This is a genomic window from Pseudomonas sp. GM78 (assembly GCF_000282475.1).
In the GTDB taxonomy this organism is placed as follows: Bacteria; Pseudomonadota; Gammaproteobacteria; order Pseudomonadales; family Pseudomonadaceae; genus Aquipseudomonas.
On record NZ_AKJF01000136.1, the window covers coordinates 1 to 19,325 of the forward strand.

The window sequence follows — 19,325 nt, forward strand, 5'->3', positions numbered from 1 at the left end:
TCGAGCGGAGCGAGGCTGCGATTTTGTGTCAGACGCTGGCGCTCAGGGTTTTGATGTCATGCAGCAAAATCTGTTCGTTGTCCGAGTAGTCCACGGGGCAGTCGATCACGTGAACACCTGGAGATTGCAGGCACTGAGTGACCAGTGGGGCGAAACTCGCTGCGCTTTCTACCCGGTGGCCGTGGGCGCCGTAGCTCTGGGCGTAGCGCACGAAATCCGGGTTGCCGTAGTCCAGGCCGAAGTCAATGAAGCCCATCTGTTGCTGCTTCCAGCGGATCATGCCGTAGGCGTCATCGCGCAGGATGATGATGACCAGGTTCATGTTCAGTCGTACGGCGGTTTCGATTTCCTGGCTGTTCATCATGAACCCGCCATCGCCGCAAACCGCAACGATTGGCGTGTCGGGGTGTACCAGGCGTGCGGCCATGGCTGAAGGCAGTCCCGCACCCATGGTGGCCAATGCGTTGTCCAGCAGTACCGTATTCGGCATATAGGCCTTGTAGTTGCGGGCGAACCAGATTTTGTAGATGCCGTTGTCCAGGGCGACGATGCCATCGGATGGCAGTACGGCGCGCAGGTCCGCCACCAGGCGTTGCGGATACACCGGGAAGCGTGCGTCGTCGCTGCCTTCTGCGACATGGGCTTCATTGGCTTCGCGGATAGTCAGCAGGCGTTCGAAGTCCCAGGTGGGCTGCACTTCGATGCTTTCCTTGATTTGCCAGACGGCGTTGGCGATGTCACCCACCACTTCGATCTGCGGGAAGTACACCGGGTCGACCTCGGCGGAACGGAAGCTGATGTGCACCACTTCGGTCCCGCCACGGACCATGAAGAAGGGCGGCTTCTCGATCACGTCGTGGCCGATGTTGATGATCAGGTCAGCGGATTCCAGCGCGCGATGCACGAAATCACCCGCCGACAGCGCCGCGTTGCCGAGGAAGCGCGGATGGCGTTCGTCCACTACACCCTTGCCCATCTGGGTGGTGATGAACGGGATGCCGGTTTTTTCGATCAGTTGACGCAAGACCCGGGCGGTCATTTTTCGGTTGGCGCCGGCACCTATCACCAGCACCGGGCTGCGCGCGGCTTCGAGCTTGGCGACGGCGGCGCTGATGGCCTTGTGTTCGGCTACCGGGCGACGGCTCAGGCTTGGGGCGATGGGCGTGCTCTCGGTATACTCGGCGGCAATGTCCTCGGGAAGCTCCAGGTGCACTGAGCCCGGCTTCTCTTCTTCGGCCAGGCGAATCGCCTCGCGGATGCGCGAAGGGATGTTATCCGCAGACGCCAGCTGATGGGTGTACTTGGTGAGCGGCGCCATCATGGCGCACACGTCGAGAATCTGGAAACGACCCTGCTTGGATTTCTTGATCGGCTTCTGGCCGGTGATCATCATCATCATCGGCATGCCGCCCAGGTACGCGTAGGCACTGGCAGTGACCAGGTTGGTCGCGCCAGGACCGAGGGTGGACAGGCACACACCGGTCTTGCCGGTGAGGCGGCCATAAGTTGCGGCCATGAAGCCCGCAGGTTGCTCATGACGGGTCAGGACCAACTTGATTGATGAGCGCGAAAGTGAGTCCAGCAGGTCCAGGTTTTCTTCACCGGGAATACCGAATACGTACTCCACCCCTTCGTTTTCCAGGCACTTCACAACTAACTCGGCAGCTTTGATCATGATGGGTTCAGCCTTTTTGCGGGTCAAAAAAAGGCCGCGACAGGGTCGCGGCCTCTGTGGTGAATCGCGAACGTTCAGTCAGCGACGATGGCGTAGGTTTCGATTTCAACTTTCTGCCAAGGTCGCAGCATCGAGTCCACCTGGATCAGGCTGCTGGCCGGGCGGATGCCATCGAACACTTCGCTGTGGGCCTTGGCCACTATCGCGGCATCGTTGATGTCGCGCAGGTAGACCACGGTGCGCACTACGTCTTCAACACTCATCTCTGCTTCGGCCAAGACCTTTTTCACCGTGCCGAGAATGGCCTGGGCCTGTTCATAGGCATTGCTGTGTTCGTAGTCGGGCGATGCGCAGGTGCCGGAAATGTGCAGGTGGTTGCCCACGCGTACCGCACGGGAGTAACCGAACACCGATTCATACTGGCCGCCCGAAGAAATGTTTTGCCGCGATGCTGTTTTGCTGGTCATGTCGTGTCTCATTTTGGGAGGGGTTTACCGGTGGAATCCTTGACGAACAGGATCGCTATCAGGCCGACCACAGCGCCGGCGATCAGGTACCAGGCCGGGATCATCTGATTGCCGGTGGTGGAGATCAGCCAGGTGTTGATCAGCGGTGCCGTGCCGCCGAAGAGCGATACGGCAATGTTGTAGCTGATGGCCAGGGCGCTGTAGCGCACGCGAGCGCTGAACAGGGAGGTCAGGGTCGCCGGCATCGCACCTTCAAAAAACAGTTGCGACAGGGTTAGCGTCAGCAGGGCTGCAAACAGGAAACCGACCTGTCCGGTATGCAGCAGCATGAAGCAGGGGAACGCCATCACGATCAGCAACACACAGCCGCAGATAATCATGCGGTTGCGTCCAAATCGATCTGACAGGTGACCGGACACCGGGATCAGCACAAGCATGAACAAGGTGGCAGCAAGACCCAGGGACAGGCTGAAACTGTTGCTGTAGCCGAGCACGTTTTCCAGGTAGCCGGGGATATAGCCCAGGACGATGTAGTAGGTGACGTTGAACACGGTCACCAGCCCCATGCACTTGAGCATCTGTGGCCACTCGCTGAGCATCAGGTTGAAGAGGTTGGTTTTCTCGCCAGAGGACGACTTTTGCAGCTCTTCGTTCTTCTGGATTTCCTTGAATACCGGGGTTTCTTCCAGTCCAAGACGCAGGTAAAGCGCAATCAGGCCGAGCAAGCCGCCGATGGCGAAAGGCACACGCCAGCCCCATTCGCTCATCGCTTGTTCACCCAGTCCCAGGGTAAACAAGCTGACCACGGCACCGCCGATCAGGAAGCCCGAGATGTTGCCGAACTCCAACCAACTGGTGAAATAACCGCGACGTTTATCCGGCGAGTGTTCCGCAATAAAGGTGCAGGAGCCGCCGTATTCGCCACCAGTGGAAAGGCCCTGGAGCAACCGCATCAGCACCAGGAGGATCGGCGCAAAAATGCCGATGCTGGCGTAACCGGGAATGAGGGCAATCGCGAAGGTGGCAATGGCCATCAGCGAAATGCTCAGGGACAACGCGGTTCGGCGTCCGTATTTGTCGCCAATAGGGCCGAAGATAAAACTACCCAGTGGGCGGATCAGAAAACCGGCGGCGAAGGTGGCGTAGATCGCCATCAGTTGAGTGGCGTGATTTTCAGAGTGGAAAAACGTTTTGCCGATGATGCCCGCCAACGAGGAGTACAGCGCAAAGTCGAACCATTCGACCATGTTGCCAAGTGTCACGCCTATGACGGCTTTTGACAGGCGTTTGCGCGATTGCTCGACTGGCACATCATTGCTGGAAAACTCAGGAATCGCGGTAGCGTGTAATTCGCCCATGATATTGCCCTCTGGAATAATTGTAGTGAGGCAGCAGTCAATAGGAGGAGCAGGCCCACGTCTGACGCGTGGGGCCTGCGCTCGGGTCAGCGCATGAATACACCCCCGGTGATGCACAGCGATTCGCCAGTGATATAGGAAGGTTTGGCACTCAGTTGCCAGACCCAATCAGCGATTTCTTCAACGCGCGCCGCGCGTTTCAATGGGATGGACTCGATGGCGGCTTCGATGCGGCCTCCGGCACGAGTCCCTTCAGTGTCGACCCAGCCTGGGGCCAGGGCGTTCACTACGATGTTGTGGTCGGCCAGTTCGATGGCCAGAGAGCGGGTCATCGCCACCACGGCTGCCTTCGAGGCGCTGTACAGCAGCTGGTTTTTCGACACGGTGAACGCATCGACCGAAGCGAAAAATACGATGGAACCACCGCCGGCTGCTTTCAGGTGACGGGTGCCGATGCGGGCGATATTCAATGAGCCTAGTACGTTGATGTCGAAAATTTTCCGGTACAACGACTCGCTGTAGCTTTCCAGCGACGAGGTGGGGAAGATCCCCGCCGCGTTGACGATTGCACGCAGCGGTGCCTTGCCGTCCAGGGCCGCATCGATGGCGCTGGTCAGCGCTTCTTCGCGGGTAATGTCGCCAACGACCGGCGAGAACACAGCGCTGGAAGGCTGCTTGCTGGGTGTTACGTCGACGGCGACGACATGCCAGCCTTCATCCTGAAAGCGTTGCGCAACAGCCTGGCCCATGCCCGAAGAGGTACCGGTAACGATGACGCTGGAGTGAGGTGCATTGTTCATAGTGGTCGTCCGATCAGGCGATTTCAGGGAGGGAGTGGGGCAGCAGAGCAAGTTCCATGACATCCAGTTGGCTTTGGGTGTCCTGGTAGTTGGCCAGCCATTCGCGTTTGACGATATCGATGCGCGATTCGGCCGGTTGCAGTTTGGCGAACTTGGCAGCCAGGCCTTTCATGCCGGCGGCGCGCAACTTGAGGAAACGCATGACCAATTTGGTCTGGTCGCAATACACCGGCCATTGCGGGCCACGGGGCGCGCCCAAACCGATATAGAACAGACCTTCCAGGTTGGTCGGCAAGGTCATCGCTGCGGTGCGCAGCGGTGCGCCATCGCGCCAATGCAGCAGGCCTTCATCTAGGAACGGCAAGCGCGTGTTGAAACCTGTGGCCCAGACAATGGTGTCGTAGTCACCTTGGCTGCCATCGGTGAAGGTGACGGTTTTGCCTTCGATGTTTTCAATGCCTGGTGCAACTTTGATGCGACCGTGCTGGATCCAGTACAGCAGCAGGGTGTTGACCACCGGTGGCTGCGCATCGAGGTCGTAAGTTTCCGGGGCTGGCATGCCGGGGTAATTCTTGTGAGTGCCGACGCTGGCCATGATCAGCATGTTCATGACCATATTTTGCTGCTCGGGCGGTAATTGCCCGAGGAACGGCAGCTCACCACGGGGTACGCCGAAAATGGTCTTGGGCTGGAACAGTTGGCCACGACGAATCACGATGGTGGTGTCGAGACGGGCCTGGGCGGCATCCACTGCCAGGTCGCAACCAGAGTTGCCGAAGCCGACGACCAGGACTTTGCCTTTCACCTGCTGCACGTTGCGGTATTCGCCGGAGTGAATCGACACGCCGGTGAAACGCTGGCCGACTTGCGGAACCTTGCAATCCCACAAATGGCCGTTGGCAACCAGTACACCGGCGTAGTGCTTGCTGGTGCCGTCGGCGAGGGTCACTTGCCAACCGGCTTCGCCGTTCTCGCCCAGCGGGACAAGGCTGCGAACTTCGGTATTGAAAGAGATTTTCTCGCGCAGGCCGAAGGTATCGGTGTAGGCGTTCATATACGCCTTGACCTGGTCGCGGCTCGGATAAACCGGGTAGTCCGCAGGCATGGGGAAGCCGTCGAAGCAGGAACTGCTTTTCGGGGTAATCAGGTGAAGGGCGTCGTAGTCGGTGTTCCAGTGACCGCCGATGTTCCCGGACTTCTCAAAGCAGTCCACCTGGAAACCGGCGTCGGTCATGGTCTTCAGTGCGGCGAGACCAGCGGCCCCGGCGCCGATGATGCAATAGTGATTGGACATTATGACTCCCCATTCCTCGAACGTTGGAAGCGCCTGTTGTTGGCGTCCGTGGGTTGAGTATCCGTCCACGCAATCGACGGATGAATGGGCTAAGCCATGTGTTTCCTATAGGTATCGCCTATGGCTAGAGAGCTTCCAAATGGGCATAGAGATTCTGGATGCGGGTCAAGTGGCTGCGCATCAGGTTGATCAGTACCCGAGTGGGGGGCGAGATAGGGGTGTCGTGTCGATGGATGAAGCCGAAAACTTCGAAGATGGGCGGGGTAATGGGCACCCAGCCAAGGCGATCGTTGAAGCCCAACTGGTGCAAAATGGGACGGGTCGCAATGACATCGCCCAGCCCGCGTGCCGCGAGTTCGAACCCGGTGATCTGATGCTCAACCTCGATAATCGGGTCCAGTACTTCACCGCCTTTGGCCGCCAGTTGCGCTAATAACCGGCGAATCGGATCGCCAGTGCTCCAGCGTGCCTCGGTCAGGATCAGCGGCGCTACGGCCAGGTCGCTGATGGTTTTAGGACCTTTCAGGCGCTCAGGGTCTGCGCTGATGTAGCCTACCTGCGCCGACCACACCGGCTCGCTCACTGCGAGGTTTTGCTGCTTGATGGGCAGCATGACCAGACCCGCTTCAAGCTCGCCCTGGCTGACCAGTTCGGCGATCTCCGAAGAGTTGTAGCCTACGATTTTGATGCGCATGTCCGGGTGCTGCATCCGGAACTGCTCGATCAGGTCCGTCAGAAAGTAATGGTGAGCCGTACCGAAGGTGCCAAAACTCGCCACGCCTCCGGATAACTCCCGCACGGCTTGCACCGCTTCATAACCCTGCCGAGCCGCCGTCACCATACCTTGGGCAAAAGGCTGCAAGCGCCGTCCTGCCTCGGTCAACATCAACCGGCGGTTGGTGCGGATAAACACATGCGTGCCAAGGTGTTCTTCCAGTCGCAGGATCTGCTCGGAAAGCGAGGGTTGAGAAATATGCAAACTCTCTGCGGCCTTGGAAAACGTACCGTGTTCGATGGCGGCAAGAAAGTAGTGGAGTTGTTGCAGCGTCATAGAGAAGAACCATCACCGAATGTTAATTCAACATGACACAGTTTCGTGATATCGCGAAGCGGGTCTAAACCGTGATGCAGGAAATTCGCCTGACAGATTTATACATTGCTGGATGACCGCTTTTGGCCGATTCTGTTGAAAAAGTCGGTCATGGTTTCCACGGCAGAAAAGTACGCGCTTGAGATTGAAATCTTTACTTTGAGCAGAGGGTTCTGGACTCAGATTTCGCGTAGCTGCGCGCAAAAAGGCGTTTTCAGCAGTCAGTACGCGGTCAGTCTGGAAGGACTGACTTTTTCAACAGAATCGGCCGGTTTCTGCCTCGATGTCCACGGTTTCGAGGTGGGAGTTGCTTAAGGCCGGCCTCGGCTTCTTAAAATAGCCGGGTGATTTCATTCAAGATCCGATCCTGGGTTTGGGTGCTTGGTCTATGGCGATAAGCGACTGCAAAAAATGCTACGCCTTCGTAGTCGCAGCGAATCGAAAAAGTCATTCCTTCACGCAACCCATAGACTGATCTTTCTCCTGCTTCAACAAAGTATTTCGCTTTTGCAAGAGCTGCTCTGGCGTGCTCCAGACAGCCATTTTGGCTAAGTGAGTGTTGTAGCCAGCTCGTAGTGATTCGCACAGACGAAGTCTCGCTGTCATCGATAGGTGGGCGAGTTATTTCATTGGCAGCGTTCTCATCGCTGGTGCAAGCGGTCAACCCCATGGAGATTACACCCAGAAAAAAAACAGACCGAGCTCGCGAATGCTTGAGTGGATTTCGCATCGTGGAACGCACCTTTGACGATCTGCAATGAATGAAGGGCAATTACTTACGTAATAGCGGGTTTATGATCTTTTGCTACCTATGGTCAGTCATTGCGATTGGAAGCGTCGTTCGGTTTCATTCCAAAGGGCCGCGCTGGGCCGAAATCGGCAACGGACAAGAACCATTGCAGGCCGCTATCCTTGAGCCCAGGCTCATCAAACGGGTTCTCCCATGCTTGAAGTCCAGGGTGTCTTCAAAAGCTACGCCACCCCGCAAGGCCCATTGCCGGTGCTGCAGGGCGTCGACCTGAGCCTCAAGCCCGGCAGCAGCCTGGCGTTGATGGGAGAGTCGGGCAGTGGCAAGAGCACCTTGCTGCACCTGATCGCCGGGCTGGACAAGGTCGATCGCGGCAGCATTCGCAGCGGCGGGCAGCGGTTGGAGCAGATGAACGAAGGACAACTGGCGAGTTGGCGACGCACCGAGATCGGCCTGGTGTTCCAGCAGTTCAACCTGATCGGCAGCTTGCGGGTGGAGGACAACCTGGCGTTTCAAGCGCGCCTGGCCGGGCGCCATGATCCGCGTTGGCAGGCGCATCTGGTGCAGCGCCTGGGCTTGGGCGATTTGCTGCGGCGTTATCCCGAGCAGCTCTCCGGCGGCCAGCAACAGCGGGTCGCATTGGGCCGCGCACTGGCGTCGCAACCGAAGTTGCTGTTGGCCGACGAGCCCACCGGCAGCCTCGATGAAGCCACCAGCGCCGAGGTGCTGAAGTTGCTGCTCGAGCTGCTCGACGACAGTCCGACGACCCTGCTGATGGTCACTCACAGCCCCAGCGTTGCGGCGCGAATGGCCGAAAAGGTGGTGTTGCACGGCGGTCGACTGGCGGCCGTGGGCAAAGGCTGAGATGCGCATTTTTCGCCAGACCCTGCGCGCGCTTCTTAGTCATTGGCGACAGCACCCGGTGCAGTTTTTCAGCGTGCTGACCGGGCTGTGGCTGGCCACCAGCCTGCTCACCGGCGTGCAAGCCCTGAACAGTCAGGCGCGGGACAGCTATGCCAAGGCCAGCCAGCTGATCGGCGGCGAACCCCAGGCCAGCCTGAGTGCACCCGGCGGCGGGACTTTCTCCCAGCAGTTGTTTATCGACCTGCGCCGGGCCGGTTGGCCGGTGTCGCCGGTGTTGCAGGGGCGGCTGACGCTCAAGGGCCATGAGGATCAGCGCCTGCAACTGATGGGCATCGAACCCGTGTCCCTGCCGGCCGGGTCTGAGGTGGCGGGGCGGGCGTTGGCCATTGAGGAGGTTGTGGCGTTCTTCACCGCGCCGGGCAGCACCTGGATTGCGCCGCAGACCCTGCAGTCTCTGGGATTGGCCCAGGGCGATCGGCCACAGGCCTTGAACGGCCAGGCCTTGCCACCCCTGCGCGCGCAGGCGGACATGGCGCCGGGTGTGCTGCTGGTGGACATCGGTTTTGCCCAGCAGATTCTCGGGTTGCCCGATCAGTTGTCGCGTCTGCTGCTGCCCGGGGATTTCACCGCGACTTTGCCCGATTCGTTCAAGGGACAACTTCAGATCAAGACCCGTGGCGAAGAAAACAATCTGGCGCGCCTGACCGAGAGCTTTCACCTGAATCTGGACGCTTTGGGGTTCCTGTCGTTCGTGGTCGGCCTGTTTATCGTGCATGCCGCGATAGGGCTGGCGCTGGAACAGCGGCGTGGTCTGCTGCGGACCCTGCGCGCCTGCGGGGTCAGCGCGCGGATGCTGATCGTCTGCCTGGCCGTCGAACTGGGCGCTCTGGCCTTGATCGGCGGTGTGGCCGGCGTGGTCAGCGGTTACCTGTTGGCCAGCGTCTTGCTGCCGGATGTCGCCGCCAGCCTGCGCGGGTTGTACGGTGCCGAAGTGGCGGGGCAGTTGAGCCTGAGTCCGCTGTGGTGGTTCAGCGGCATCGGCCTGGGCCTGCTCGGCGCCGCGCTCGCCGGTGCCAGCAGTGTGTGGCGGGCAGCGCGTTTACCGTTGCTGGCCCTGGCCGATCCGCAGGCCTGGCATCAGGCCCATGCACGCTGGCTGCGCCGCCAGGGTTGGGTGGCGGCGATTGCGTTGGGCATTGCGTTGCTGGCCTTGCTGCGCGGTGACAGCCTGGCCAGCGGATTTGTGTTGATGGCCGCGCTGTTGCTGGGCGCCGCGTTGGCGTTGCCGGTGGTCCTCAATGCCGTGCTCAACGGGCTGACGAGGCGCACCGCTTCCGTGCTCGGCCAGTGGTTTGTCGCCGATTGTCGCCAGCAACTGCCGGCCTTGAGCCTGGCGCTGATGGCGTTGCTGCTGGCTCTGGCGGCCAACATCGGTGCCGGCAGCATGACCGCCGGTTTTCGCCAGACCTTCAGCAACTGGCTGGAACAACGGCTGACCGCCGAGCTCTACCTCAATCCGCAAAACCCGGCCCAGGCGCGGCAGATGTACGACTGGCTCCAGCAGCAACCGCAACTGACGGCGGTCTTGCCCAACTGGCAGGTCTCGATTCAATTGCAGGGCTGGCCGGCGGATGTGTTTGGCGTCATCGATCACCCGACCTATCGTCAGCACTGGCCGTTGCTGGAAACCTTGGGCGATAAACCCTGGGACAGCCTGGCGGCGGACGACACGATGATGCTCAGCGAGCAACTGGCGCGACGCTTGAAGGTCAAGCTCGGCGACCGCTTGACGATCGCCACGCCCAACGGTCCCTGGTCGCCCCGCATCGTCGGGATCTACGCCGACTATGGCAACCCGAAAGGCCACCTGCTGGTCAACGTCAATCACCTGCTGCGCGGCTGGCCGCAACTGACGCCGAATCGCTTCAACCTGCGCATCGAGCCAGCACTGATCACGCCGTTCGTGAGCGCGCTGCAAGCGCGTTTTGCGTTGGAGGACAGTCGCATCGTCGATCAGGCCCGGCTCAAGGGGTGGTCGACGCAAGTGTTCGAGCGCACCTTCGCCGCTACCGCCGCGCTCAATAGCCTGACCCTGTGCGTGGCGGGCGTGGCGCTGTTCATCAGCCTGCTGACGCAAAGCCAGAGTCGTCTCGGGCAACTGGCGCCGCTGTGGGCGCTGGGGGTGACGCGCCGGCAATTGATGTTGCTCAACCTCGGGCAAACCTGGCTGCTGGCGGTGCTGACGCTGGTGTTGGCGTTGCCGCTGGGCATTGCGTTGGCCTGGTGCCTGGACACCGTGATCAATGTGCAGGCTTTTGGCTGGCGTCTGCCGCTGCGGGTGTTTCCCCTGCAATTGCTGCAGTTGATGGGGCTGGCGTTGTTGGCGACGCTGCTGGCGTCGGCGTGGCCGCTGTATTCGCTGTATCGCACGCAACCGGCGGACCTGCTGAGGACCTTTGCCCATGAGGATTAAGCTCGGGCTTTGCCTGGTCGTAGCGTTGCTCGCCGGTTGCGGTCAACCGGCGCCGGATGAAAAGGGCTTCGCCGGCCTCGGCAATCAAGCGTCCGCTTTTACCCCGGTGGTGCCAGGGCGCGTGTTCAGCTTCCCGGCGGACCACGGCCCGCACGATGGCTTTCGCATCGAATGGTGGTACATCACCGCCAACCTCAAGGATGCGCAGGGCCGTGAGTTCGGCGCGCAGTGGACGCTGTTTCGCAGTGCCTTGAAAGCCACGCCCGAGGGGGCTGGCTGGGCCAACCAGACGATATGGCTGGGGCACGCGGCGGTGACCTCGGCCTCGGTGCATCATGCCGCCGAACGTTATGCCCGTGGCGGCGTGGGACAGGCCGGCGTGAGCCTTGCGCCGTTCCAGGCGTGGATCGACGACTGGCGTTTGAGTAGTCAGGCAGCGGGTGCCGACCCTCTGGCCGAAATGCAATTGCGTGCCCGGGACAAGGCTTTCAGTTATGAACTGCGGCTGACCTCGAATCGCCCGCTGGTGCTGCAAGGAGACAAGGGTTTCAGTCAGAAGTCCGAACAGGGCCAGGCGTCGTATTACTACAGCCAACCGTTTTTCCAGGCCAGCGGCCTGCTTTCGATCGACGGCAAGGCGTTTCAGGTCAGCGGCCCCGCGTGGCTCGACCGGGAATGGAGCAGCCAGCCCCTGACCGCCAACCAGAGCGGTTGGGACTGGTTTTCCCTGCACCTGGACAGCGGCGAGCAGGTGATGCTCTATCGCATGCGGCAAAAGGACGGCGATCCTTACCTGACCGGAACCTGGATCGACGCCCAGGGCCAGACACAAATGCTCAGCGCCGCCGACATCCACCTCACCCCGCAGGACACCGCCAAAGTGGCCGGGCGTTCGATGCCGGTGCGCTGGTCGATCCAGATTCCCGGCAAAAACCTCGATATCGTCATCAGTGCGCTGAACCCCCAAGCCTGGATGGATTTGCGCATTCCGTATTGGGAGGGACCGGTGCGCTTGAGCGGAAGCCACGGCGGGCAGGGGTATCTGGAAATGACCGGTTATTGAGTCGGAACTCTCGGCAAAGCGCTGTCCTCCTAAGTCAATAAGCCCTTTGACAGGAGCCCGCCATGCGCGAAGACCTTACACCGCCCGACCTTGACGCATGGCAGCGCCTGTATGAGGACGAGGCTTACTGGCAACAGTCTCCCGACTCCTATTACATGGACTTGCAGCGCCTGGCCGACGATCTGTTGGGGCAGGGCACCATCGATCTTGAAAAATGGCAGGAGCTCAAGGCCCGGGCGGAGCAATCCCACAAGGACTCGCCGGCGATCAACGTCGCCCGGGAACTCGATGATCCTGAAGCATGACCGCCAGCGGCGAATCGACCGCACAAGAAACCGCGAACACTCCCTGATCAGCGTCTATGCTCATTCCCACACACGGCGTTGGAGCTTGTTTCGGCGCTGTTTGTCGTCATTGATCACAGGGAATGTTCTGCCTATGAAACTTCACGCACTGACCAAAGCTGTCACCCTTGCCACCTTGTTGTCTGCTGCCAGCCTCAGCGCCGTTGCCGCGGATATCCCGTTGTCTGCCGTCGTGGAAGCTGATGAAGTCAGCACCAAAGTCGTTTCGGTCGATGCCGCCAAGCATCAAGTGGTGCTTGAAGGGCCGGAAGGTCGTCAGGTCCATGTGCAATTGACCGACAAGGCGAAAAACCTTGGCCAGCTGAAAGCCGGCGACCAGGTCGACATCAAGGTTACTCGCTCCGTCGCCGCCTACCTCGACACCGATGTCGACAAGGGGCTGCCTGGCAGCTTGGAGCGTGCCGGCGAAGCTCGCAACGCACCCGGCAACGTCCCTGGCGGCGAAGCTTATCGTCAGGTCGAAGTCCAGTTGCAAATCACCGACATCGACCTGAAGAAAAACCAGGTGTCCTTTAAAAACCCGGCGGGGCAGACCAAAACCATCACTGTCGAAAAACCGGAAGTTCAAGCCAAGTTGAAGGACCTGAAAGTCGGACAAAGCGTTAACGTGATATACACCGACGTATTGCAGGTAACCACCGCATCTGGAAGTTGAGTGATTTATTCATTGATTATTCCTGTACAAATTTTGTATAGGAATAATCAGTTTTGGCCGAACTAGTGGGTTTAAGTTGTTGGTTTCAATTGTATTTGAATTGACATCTTATAGAATATGTATCGGCAAATTTCATGTTTAATTCGCGGACATATCCATAAACATCTATTAAAATACACCCCGTTCGCCCAGTGTCAGGGTTCTTTACCAGTGCATGGAATGCCGAGGCCATAACACTGGGCGAACACTTTTTTCAAGTACGACTGCACTTTCAACACGAAGGGCGCAGTCGTTGTCTGCTCTGCACTATCCCCCGGGTTTGAACTTGTAACTGACTGTTATGTGTTTCGCCCGCCGTCCCGAGATGGAGTGATGACGACATGAAAATCCTGATGGTTCTAACGTCCCACGATCAATTGGGTAACACCGGCAAGAAAACCGGCTTTTGGCTGGAAGAATTCGCGGCACCCTATTACGCCTTCAAGGACGCTGGCGCACAACTGACCCTGGCCTCGCCCAAGGGCGGCCAGCCCCCGTTGGACCCCAAAAGCGACGAGCCGGATGCACAAACCGAGGCCACCGAACGCTTTCGCAAGGACCCAGCGGCACAGTCCGCATTGGCCTCGACTGTCGTGCTGGGCACGGTGAAGGCCGGGGATTACGACGCGATCTTCTACCCAGGCGGCCATGGACCGCTCTGGGACCTGGCCGAAGACCGTGACTCGATCGCGCTCATCGAAGCGTTCTACAACGCCGGCAAACCGGTCGCGGCCGTCTGCCATGCGCCCGGTGTGCTGCGCCATGCCAAGGGCGCCGACGGCCAGCCACTGGTCAAAGGCAAGAAGGTGACGGGGTTCACCAACAGCGAAGAAGAGGCGGTACAACTGACCAAGGTCGTGCCATTCCTGGTGGAGGATGAACTCCAGGCCAAGGGCGGGATTTTTTCGAAGGGGCCGGATTGGGCGAGTTATGTGTTGACCGATGGCCTGTTGCTGACGGGACAGAATCCGGCGTCTTCACAGGCCACGGCTGAGGCTTTGCTGGCGAAGTTGAAATAAACACCTTGTAGGAGCCGGCTTGCCGGCGAAGGCGCCCGATAGGCCAACGCAATGCTCAAGGACGCCTTCGCCGGCAAGCCGGCTCCTACAAGGGTTGTCAGGGTTGTTTAGTGACCCAGGGCGGTTAGGCACTGTTCGATCGAACGCTGTTGCGTTTGCGCATATAACTGCAACTCATCAATCGTCTGGCGCCCCAGGGCTGTTTCGAACGCCTGCTGGTTGGAGTGCACGCCATAGTGGGTTTGCGCCGCATCCCCCAGGTTTGACTGGAAAATCCCCGCTGCGCTGACCGGCAGGAAATCCTCGTACACCAGCGGTTCAACTTGCAGATACCCGCCGCTGACCAGGTCTTCGAGCGCCAAGGTTTTCAGTTCAGCCGCTGCCAGGCCTTTTTCCGTCACAAAGTAGCGAAAGAACGCCAGTTCCTGTTGGCGCATGCCTTCATAGGTGTCAGGAAATTCGCTGAAGTGTTGCGCCATCAACGCGTTGTAGCGCTCGGCGTTGGCTTCGTTGGGGAAATCCTTGAGTTCGTCCCGCGCGGCATTGAGCAAACGGTCGTACAGCGCCCGGCCTTTGGGCGTCAGTGCGGCGCCGCGTTGTTCGATTTCACCGAACCGGGCGCTGTGGCTGCCGCGGGTGTCGGATTGATCGGTGAACGCGACCGGTTCGTCGAGCGCCTTGAAACTGGTCTGGCGCAGCAGGATAGGGCACTGCCGGCGCGGTGGTCCTTCGATCACCGCCTTGGGGGTGATGCCGTGCGCCGGCATCTGCGCCTGCACGATGTCGATGTCCAGGGTGCGCGGGGTCAGGTGATTGATGTGCGGTCCCTTGAACGCCACCACATCGGCAATCAGGCGATGCTGGGCGCTGAGTTTCCGATATTGCTCGGCGGTGACCGTGGCGCTGTGGTGCCAGCGGAAGGTTTCCAGAGCCTGCTCTACGAACTCTTCGGCCTCTTCTTCGTTGAGGCCGCCTTGGGATTCTGCGCGATCGATCAGCGTGAGCGCCGCGGGGGTGAAGATCGAACGCCGGTCCAGTACCGATTGGGCAAACGCCCGCAGCTCCAGGTCTTCGATCAGTTCCAGGCGCAGCAACGAGGTGAACACGCGGAACGGGCTGACTTGCAGCGCCGCTTCATGTACCGCACGGAATGCGGTCGAATGCACCGGCACCCCGGCCGGGGTCAGGTCGTAGTAACCCACCGGCTGCATGCCCATGACCGTGAACAGGCGGGCGAGGGTGGCCAGTTCAGCGGCGGTGCCGACCCGGATTGCGCCATGGCGCTCAAGGTCCAGGCGCTCGATTTCCCCGGTGCTGTTCAAGCGTTGGGCCACTTGCGGGTCGTGGTCCAGCACGTGGCGGTTGGTCTGTTCCACCAGCTCCATCAGCGCGCCGTACAGCGGCACTTCTTCGCGGTACATGTCGGACATCGCTTTGGAGAAGCGTTGGCGGATCAGGTCGGGGCTGACGAAGCTTCGGTGGCTCATGAACAAAATTCCTGGCGCGTTGACGTGAAGGATGGGAGAAAAGATCGCAGCCTTCATCGACGCCGGCAAACGAAGTTTCTGACGAACTTCATTCTGCAAAGGACTGCCAGTTCAGTGCAGTCGTTGATCCTGGGGGCTTTCCGAGCGCAGCGATGCCAAAAACTCCCGATACAGGCGCGCCGAACCGGCAGGCGCCTCCACCATCGGCATGTGCCCGATGCCTTCCCATATTTCCACCCGCAGATCCGCCAGGCCTTTGCTCCAGATGGCTACGCTGCTGACATCGATCAAGCGATCCTTGCGTCCCCATAGCAGCAGCGCCGGGGCCTTGATCGCCGGTAATTTCGGCTCCATGGGCGGACTGGCGCGAAGTTCGCGGAAGATTTCCTCCAGTTCGTCGCGCGTCTGTTGATAGCGATGGGCAATGGCGTCCAGCACCACCCGCGGCACCCACGGCGGTTCGGCCATGGTCATGCCATAGAAATATTTGAATTCTTCCCGGGAGTGGATCAGGAACGGGTTGTGGCCCTTGGCCAAATGCCGTTCCAGGTCACTGGGTTCCGGTGCGGTCACCCCGGCAGGGTCGAACAGGGCGAGCGAGGCGATGCGCTCCGGATAGTGGGCCGCCAGCCAGGCCGCGATGTAGCCGCCCATCGAGTTGCCGATGACATGGACCTTGTCGACCCCGCAGACATCGAGCAGCTGGATCATGCGCTTGGCTTGCAACGGAATGTCATAGCCGCCGCCCGCCTTGAAGCCGGTTTCGCCATGCCCGGCGATGTCGGGGATGATTACCCGGTAGTTGCCGACAAAGTGCCGGGCAAAACGCAGCCAGAGGTTCTTGTCGGCACTGAAGCCGTGCAGCATCAACACATTGCTGGACGCCTCATACGGCCCGCCTTGCCAGGTCGAGACGGTCATTTCGGCGATGGGCACGACAATCTTGTGCAGTTTGTACAACTTGGCCTCGACAGCCACGCTCAAGTCATACAGCCAGTACCCGATGGCCGGGTAGCTCAACCAGCTCCAGGCGGCGAACACCGCAATAGCGACAACCAGTAAAAGCATCAGCGTCTTCCTTCTATCTGATCAGGACACGATGTGATCCGCCGGTTTCAGGGTTCGGGTCAAGCGGTGAAAGCTGAAACTGAACCCGGGAAACATGGCTATCACATGACCGCTCTTGCTTTGATACCAACTGTGGCAGCCTCCTGACTTCCACACCGTGCGTTCCATTTCTCTATGGATCATTTCAGTGTAGGTACGTTCTGCCTCGGGGCGTACTTCGATGCTGCGCAAACCGCGTGCTTTTATCGTGCGAATGCAATCGAGGATGTAGTTCATCTGCGATTCGATGATGAACAGTGCCGATGTGTGGCCGATTCCGGTGTTCGGCCCGGTGACGATAAACAGGTTGGGGAAGGCCGGCAGGCTGGTGCCGAGGTAGGCGCGCGGGTATTGCGCCCAGACGTCCTGGAGGCGGGTGCCGTTTTTTCCCGTCACCGGGTAGGAAATCACCCCGTCGGTGGCGTCGTAACCGGTGGACCAGACGATCAGGTCCAGGTCGATGTGCTGGCCGTCCTGCATGAGGATGCCGGTTTCATCGATGGCTTTGACGCCCTGTTCGCGGCTGTGCAATGTCACGTTGGCGCGGCACAGCGCAGGGTAAAGGGTGCTCGACAGGATCACCCGCTTGCAGCCGAGCGTGTAGTCGGGGGTCAATTTTCGCCGCAGTTCGGCATCCGGCACCTGGCGTTTGAGCAAACGCAGGGCCTGCAGCTGGACCATGCGCACTGCCGGCCTTGAATATTTAAATGCAATCACCCGGGTTTCAAACTGCCAGTAGATCAGCCAGCGCAGCAGCTTGTAGGCCGGCTTGAGTCCCAGCAACCAGCGCTGGAAACGGCCGAAGGTGCGGTCCGCCCGCGGCAGCACCCAATGCGGCGTGCGCTGGAATACATGCAGGTGCTCGACATCCGGGGCGATCGCCGGAATTACCTGGGCCGCACTGGCGCCACTGCCGATGATGGCCACACGTTTTTGCCGGTAATCGTAGGAATGATCCCAATTGTTGGTATGAAAGGCTTTGCCCGCAAAGCGTTCCTGACCTTCAAAGTGCGGCACCACCGGTTGGCTCAGGGGGCCGGTGGCATTGATCAGGAACTGGGCGTGAAACACGCCCTTGGTGGTATGTACCGCCCAGCGTTTATGTTCTTCGTCCCATTCGACACGCTCGACATTGGCCTGCAGTTCCACCTTGCCTCGCAAGCCGAAATGCTCCACCACGTAACGCGTGTAGCGGTGCAGTTCAGCCTGTTCGGCGAACATCTGCGTCCAGCGGTAGGGGGCGAACGACAGCGAATAGAGCGGCGAGGGCACGTCGACCGCGGCGCCCGGGTAAGTGTTCTGGCACCAGGTGCCGCCGAAGAAATCCCGGCGTTCCAGCAGGCGAAAATCGTCGATGCCGGCCTTGAGCAAATTGACCGCCGCGCACTGGCCGCCAAAACCGCTGCCGATGATCAGCACTTGAAAGGTCTGCATGGGCCTCCTTTTCAACGTTGTGCAGCATTCCCTACCTTCATGTATAGCCGTTTCTGCGGGTACATCGATTTGCTGGCGACGGGAGCTCGTCCCGCCGGCCGGTGATGGCTATTTGCCGTTGCCCTGATAGACTTCGGGCACACCTGCATTCCCGGTGTGAACAGGTTCGTTCTGTGGTGCAGAGGTCCCTATGGGAAAGATGGGAGGAAAAGGACTTTCACTGGCCAGGAGGCTCTACACGTCGCGAATCCTCGGCCTGGTGCTGGGTTTGATCTGCGTGAGTGTGGCGATGTACCCACTGGACCCGGCGCCGTGGGTCTGGAGCCTGATGCTGTTCAACGGTTTGCTCTGGCCGCACCTGGCCTATCAATGGGCGCGTCGCGGCAAGACGCCCTATCACGCCGAACACCGCAACCTGTTGGTCGACGCGTTCATGGGCGGCTTCTGGGTCGCCGCGATGCAGTTCAATCCGCTGCCCAGTGCAACGACTATTTCCATGATGGCGATGAACAACGTGGCTATCGGCGGTTTGCGTTTTCTCCTGGTGGGCAGTGCGGCGCAGATCCTCGGGGTGTGCGTCGGCTGGCTGATCTTCACCCCTGTATTCATCCCTGAAACCAGCCAGCTCCAGCTGTACGCCTGCTTGCCCCTGATGTGTTTTTATCCCATGGCACTGGGCTGGATCTGCTATCGCCAGGCCTATACCCTCGGCCGGCAAAAGCGTGAGCTGCTGGCCCTGAGCCGCACCGACAGCCTGACCGGCCTGCTCAATCACGGCGCCTGGAAGGATCAACTGGAGGTCGAGTTCCAGCGCTGCCAACGCCAGCATCAGGGCGGGGCCATCGCCTTGATCGACATCGACCACTTCAAGAGCATCAATGACACCTACGGCCACGTCGCCGGTGACATCGTGCTGCGCCGATTGAGCAAGATGCTCAGGCAGAACCTGCGGGCCACCGACGTGGCCGGGCGTTATGGCGGCGACGAGTTCTGCGTGATCCTTCCCGACCTGCCGCTGGGCAACGCGGCCGTGGCCATGGACGCCTTGCGTGACCGTTTCGCGACCTTGGGCTACGAGCAAACTCCGGCCCTGAAAGTCAGCTTGAGCATTGGTCTTGCGGCCTTTAACGCACGCCACGCCGATGCGACCTTGTGGCTCAACGATGCTGACCAGGCGTTGTATGAGGCCAAGACCTCGGGGCGTAATCGGGTTATCTGTTGCAGCAATGACAGGCCTCAGCGCGAGCTGCTTGACTCGGTCTGAACCTCACCGCTGAACCCCTGTGGGAGCTGGCTTGCCAGCGATGGCGGCCTGACAGCCGACCTGTCTTTGTTGTCCGAGTACATATCCGTTGCTGCGGTAACGGCCACTTAGGGTTTCGCCCTT

18 protein-coding genes are annotated in these 19,325 nt (G+C 59.9%); 8 read left to right on the top strand and 10 right to left on the bottom strand.

Annotation, left to right across the window (positions count from 1 at the left end):
* Window positions 1–28: 28 nt before the first annotated feature.
* From PMI35_RS09705 to PMI35_RS09680, 6 genes are all read right to left on the bottom strand, one after another.
* Window positions 29–1,675 (bottom strand): acetolactate synthase large subunit, encoded by a 1,647-nt coding sequence (locus tag PMI35_RS09705; protein WP_008062570.1) that lies wholly within the window; start codon window positions 1,673–1,675, stop codon window positions 29–31.
* A gap of 74 nt (window positions 1,676–1,749) precedes the next feature.
* Window positions 1,750–2,142 carry a Rid family hydrolase gene (locus tag PMI35_RS09700; RefSeq protein ID WP_008062571.1) on the bottom strand — a complete coding sequence of 131 codons (393 nt, stop codon included), beginning with the start codon at window positions 2,140–2,142 and terminating at the stop codon, window positions 1,750–1,752.
* Window positions 2,143–2,150: 8 nt separating this feature from the next.
* Entirely contained in the window at window positions 2,151–3,500 is a 1,350-nt protein-coding gene (locus tag PMI35_RS09695; RefSeq protein WP_008062572.1) for an MFS transporter, read from the bottom strand.
* Between the two features lie 86 nt (window positions 3,501–3,586).
* Complete coding sequence (locus PMI35_RS09690) at window positions 3,587–4,300, bottom strand: SDR family NAD(P)-dependent oxidoreductase (RefSeq protein ID WP_008062573.1); 714 nt, start codon at window positions 4,298–4,300, stop codon at window positions 3,587–3,589.
* Between the two features lie 13 nt (window positions 4,301–4,313).
* Complete coding sequence (locus tag PMI35_RS09685; protein ID WP_008062574.1) at window positions 4,314–5,594, bottom strand: flavin-containing monooxygenase; 1,281 nt, start codon at window positions 5,592–5,594, stop codon at window positions 4,314–4,316.
* 124 nt (window positions 5,595–5,718) lie between these two features.
* Complete coding sequence (locus tag PMI35_RS09680) at window positions 5,719–6,645, bottom strand: LysR family transcriptional regulator (protein WP_008062575.1); 927 nt, start codon at window positions 6,643–6,645, stop codon at window positions 5,719–5,721.
* Window positions 6,646–6,750: 105 nt separating this feature from the next.
* Here PMI35_RS09680 and PMI35_RS0132940 point away from each other — a divergent pair, with 105 nt between their 5' ends.
* On the top strand, window positions 6,751–6,999 hold the full coding sequence (locus PMI35_RS0132940) for a hypothetical protein (RefSeq protein ID WP_050562638.1): 249 nt from the start codon (window positions 6,751–6,753) through the stop codon (window positions 6,997–6,999).
* A gap of 16 nt (window positions 7,000–7,015) precedes the next feature.
* On the opposite strand, the gene PMI35_RS34730 is transcribed toward PMI35_RS0132940, so the two are convergent.
* Window positions 7,016–7,354 (bottom strand): hypothetical protein, encoded by a 339-nt coding sequence (locus PMI35_RS34730; protein ID WP_157295759.1) that lies wholly within the window; start codon window positions 7,352–7,354, stop codon window positions 7,016–7,018.
* A 273-nt stretch (window positions 7,355–7,627) separates the two neighbouring features.
* Here PMI35_RS34730 and PMI35_RS09675 point away from each other — a divergent pair, with 273 nt between their 5' ends.
* The 6 genes from PMI35_RS09675 to PMI35_RS09655 all read left to right on the top strand — a co-directional run bounded on the left by PMI35_RS09675 (window position 7,628) and on the right by PMI35_RS09655 (window position 13,910).
* Entirely contained in the window at window positions 7,628–8,296 is a 669-nt protein-coding gene (locus PMI35_RS09675; RefSeq protein WP_008062576.1) for an ABC transporter ATP-binding protein, read from the top strand.
* Between the two features lies 1 nt (window position 8,297).
* Window positions 8,298–10,769, top strand: a complete 2,472-nt coding sequence (locus PMI35_RS09670) for an ABC transporter permease (protein WP_008062577.1) — start codon at window positions 8,298–8,300, stop codon at window positions 10,767–10,769.
* Complete coding sequence (locus tag PMI35_RS09665; RefSeq protein ID WP_008062578.1) at window positions 10,759–11,832, top strand: lipocalin-like domain-containing protein; 1,074 nt, start codon at window positions 10,759–10,761, stop codon at window positions 11,830–11,832. The genes PMI35_RS09670 and PMI35_RS09665 overlap by 11 nt, the downstream gene beginning before the upstream one ends.
* A gap of 62 nt (window positions 11,833–11,894) precedes the next feature.
* Window positions 11,895–12,137, top strand: a complete 243-nt coding sequence (locus tag PMI35_RS09660; protein WP_008062579.1) for a hypothetical protein — start codon at window positions 11,895–11,897, stop codon at window positions 12,135–12,137.
* A gap of 133 nt (window positions 12,138–12,270) precedes the next feature.
* Window positions 12,271–12,852, top strand: coding sequence for a hypothetical protein (locus tag PMI35_RS0132945; RefSeq protein WP_032831842.1), 582 nt, complete (start codon window positions 12,271–12,273; stop codon window positions 12,850–12,852).
* A gap of 380 nt (window positions 12,853–13,232) precedes the next feature.
* Complete coding sequence (locus PMI35_RS09655) at window positions 13,233–13,910, top strand: type 1 glutamine amidotransferase domain-containing protein (RefSeq protein WP_008062582.1); 678 nt, start codon at window positions 13,233–13,235, stop codon at window positions 13,908–13,910.
* Window positions 13,911–14,017: 107 nt separating this feature from the next.
* On the opposite strand, the gene hglS is transcribed toward PMI35_RS09655, so the two are convergent.
* From hglS to PMI35_RS09640, 3 genes are all read right to left on the bottom strand, one after another.
* Window positions 14,018–15,397, bottom strand: a complete 1,380-nt coding sequence (gene hglS / locus PMI35_RS09650; protein WP_008062584.1) for a 2-oxoadipate dioxygenase/decarboxylase HglS — start codon at window positions 15,395–15,397, stop codon at window positions 14,018–14,020.
* A gap of 111 nt (window positions 15,398–15,508) precedes the next feature.
* On the bottom strand, window positions 15,509–16,465 hold the full coding sequence (locus PMI35_RS09645) for an alpha/beta fold hydrolase (protein WP_008062586.1): 957 nt from the start codon (window positions 16,463–16,465) through the stop codon (window positions 15,509–15,511).
* Between the two features lie 21 nt (window positions 16,466–16,486).
* On the bottom strand, window positions 16,487–17,938 hold the full coding sequence (locus PMI35_RS09640; protein WP_008062588.1) for a flavin-containing monooxygenase: 1,452 nt from the start codon (window positions 17,936–17,938) through the stop codon (window positions 16,487–16,489).
* A 190-nt stretch (window positions 17,939–18,128) separates the two neighbouring features.
* Here PMI35_RS09640 and PMI35_RS09635 point away from each other — a divergent pair, with 190 nt between their 5' ends.
* Window positions 18,129–19,202: a diguanylate cyclase gene (locus tag PMI35_RS09635; RefSeq protein ID WP_008062590.1), complete on the top strand. Its 1,074-nt coding sequence runs from the start codon at window positions 18,129–18,131 to the stop codon at window positions 19,200–19,202.
* Window positions 19,203–19,325: the final 123 nt, after the last annotated feature.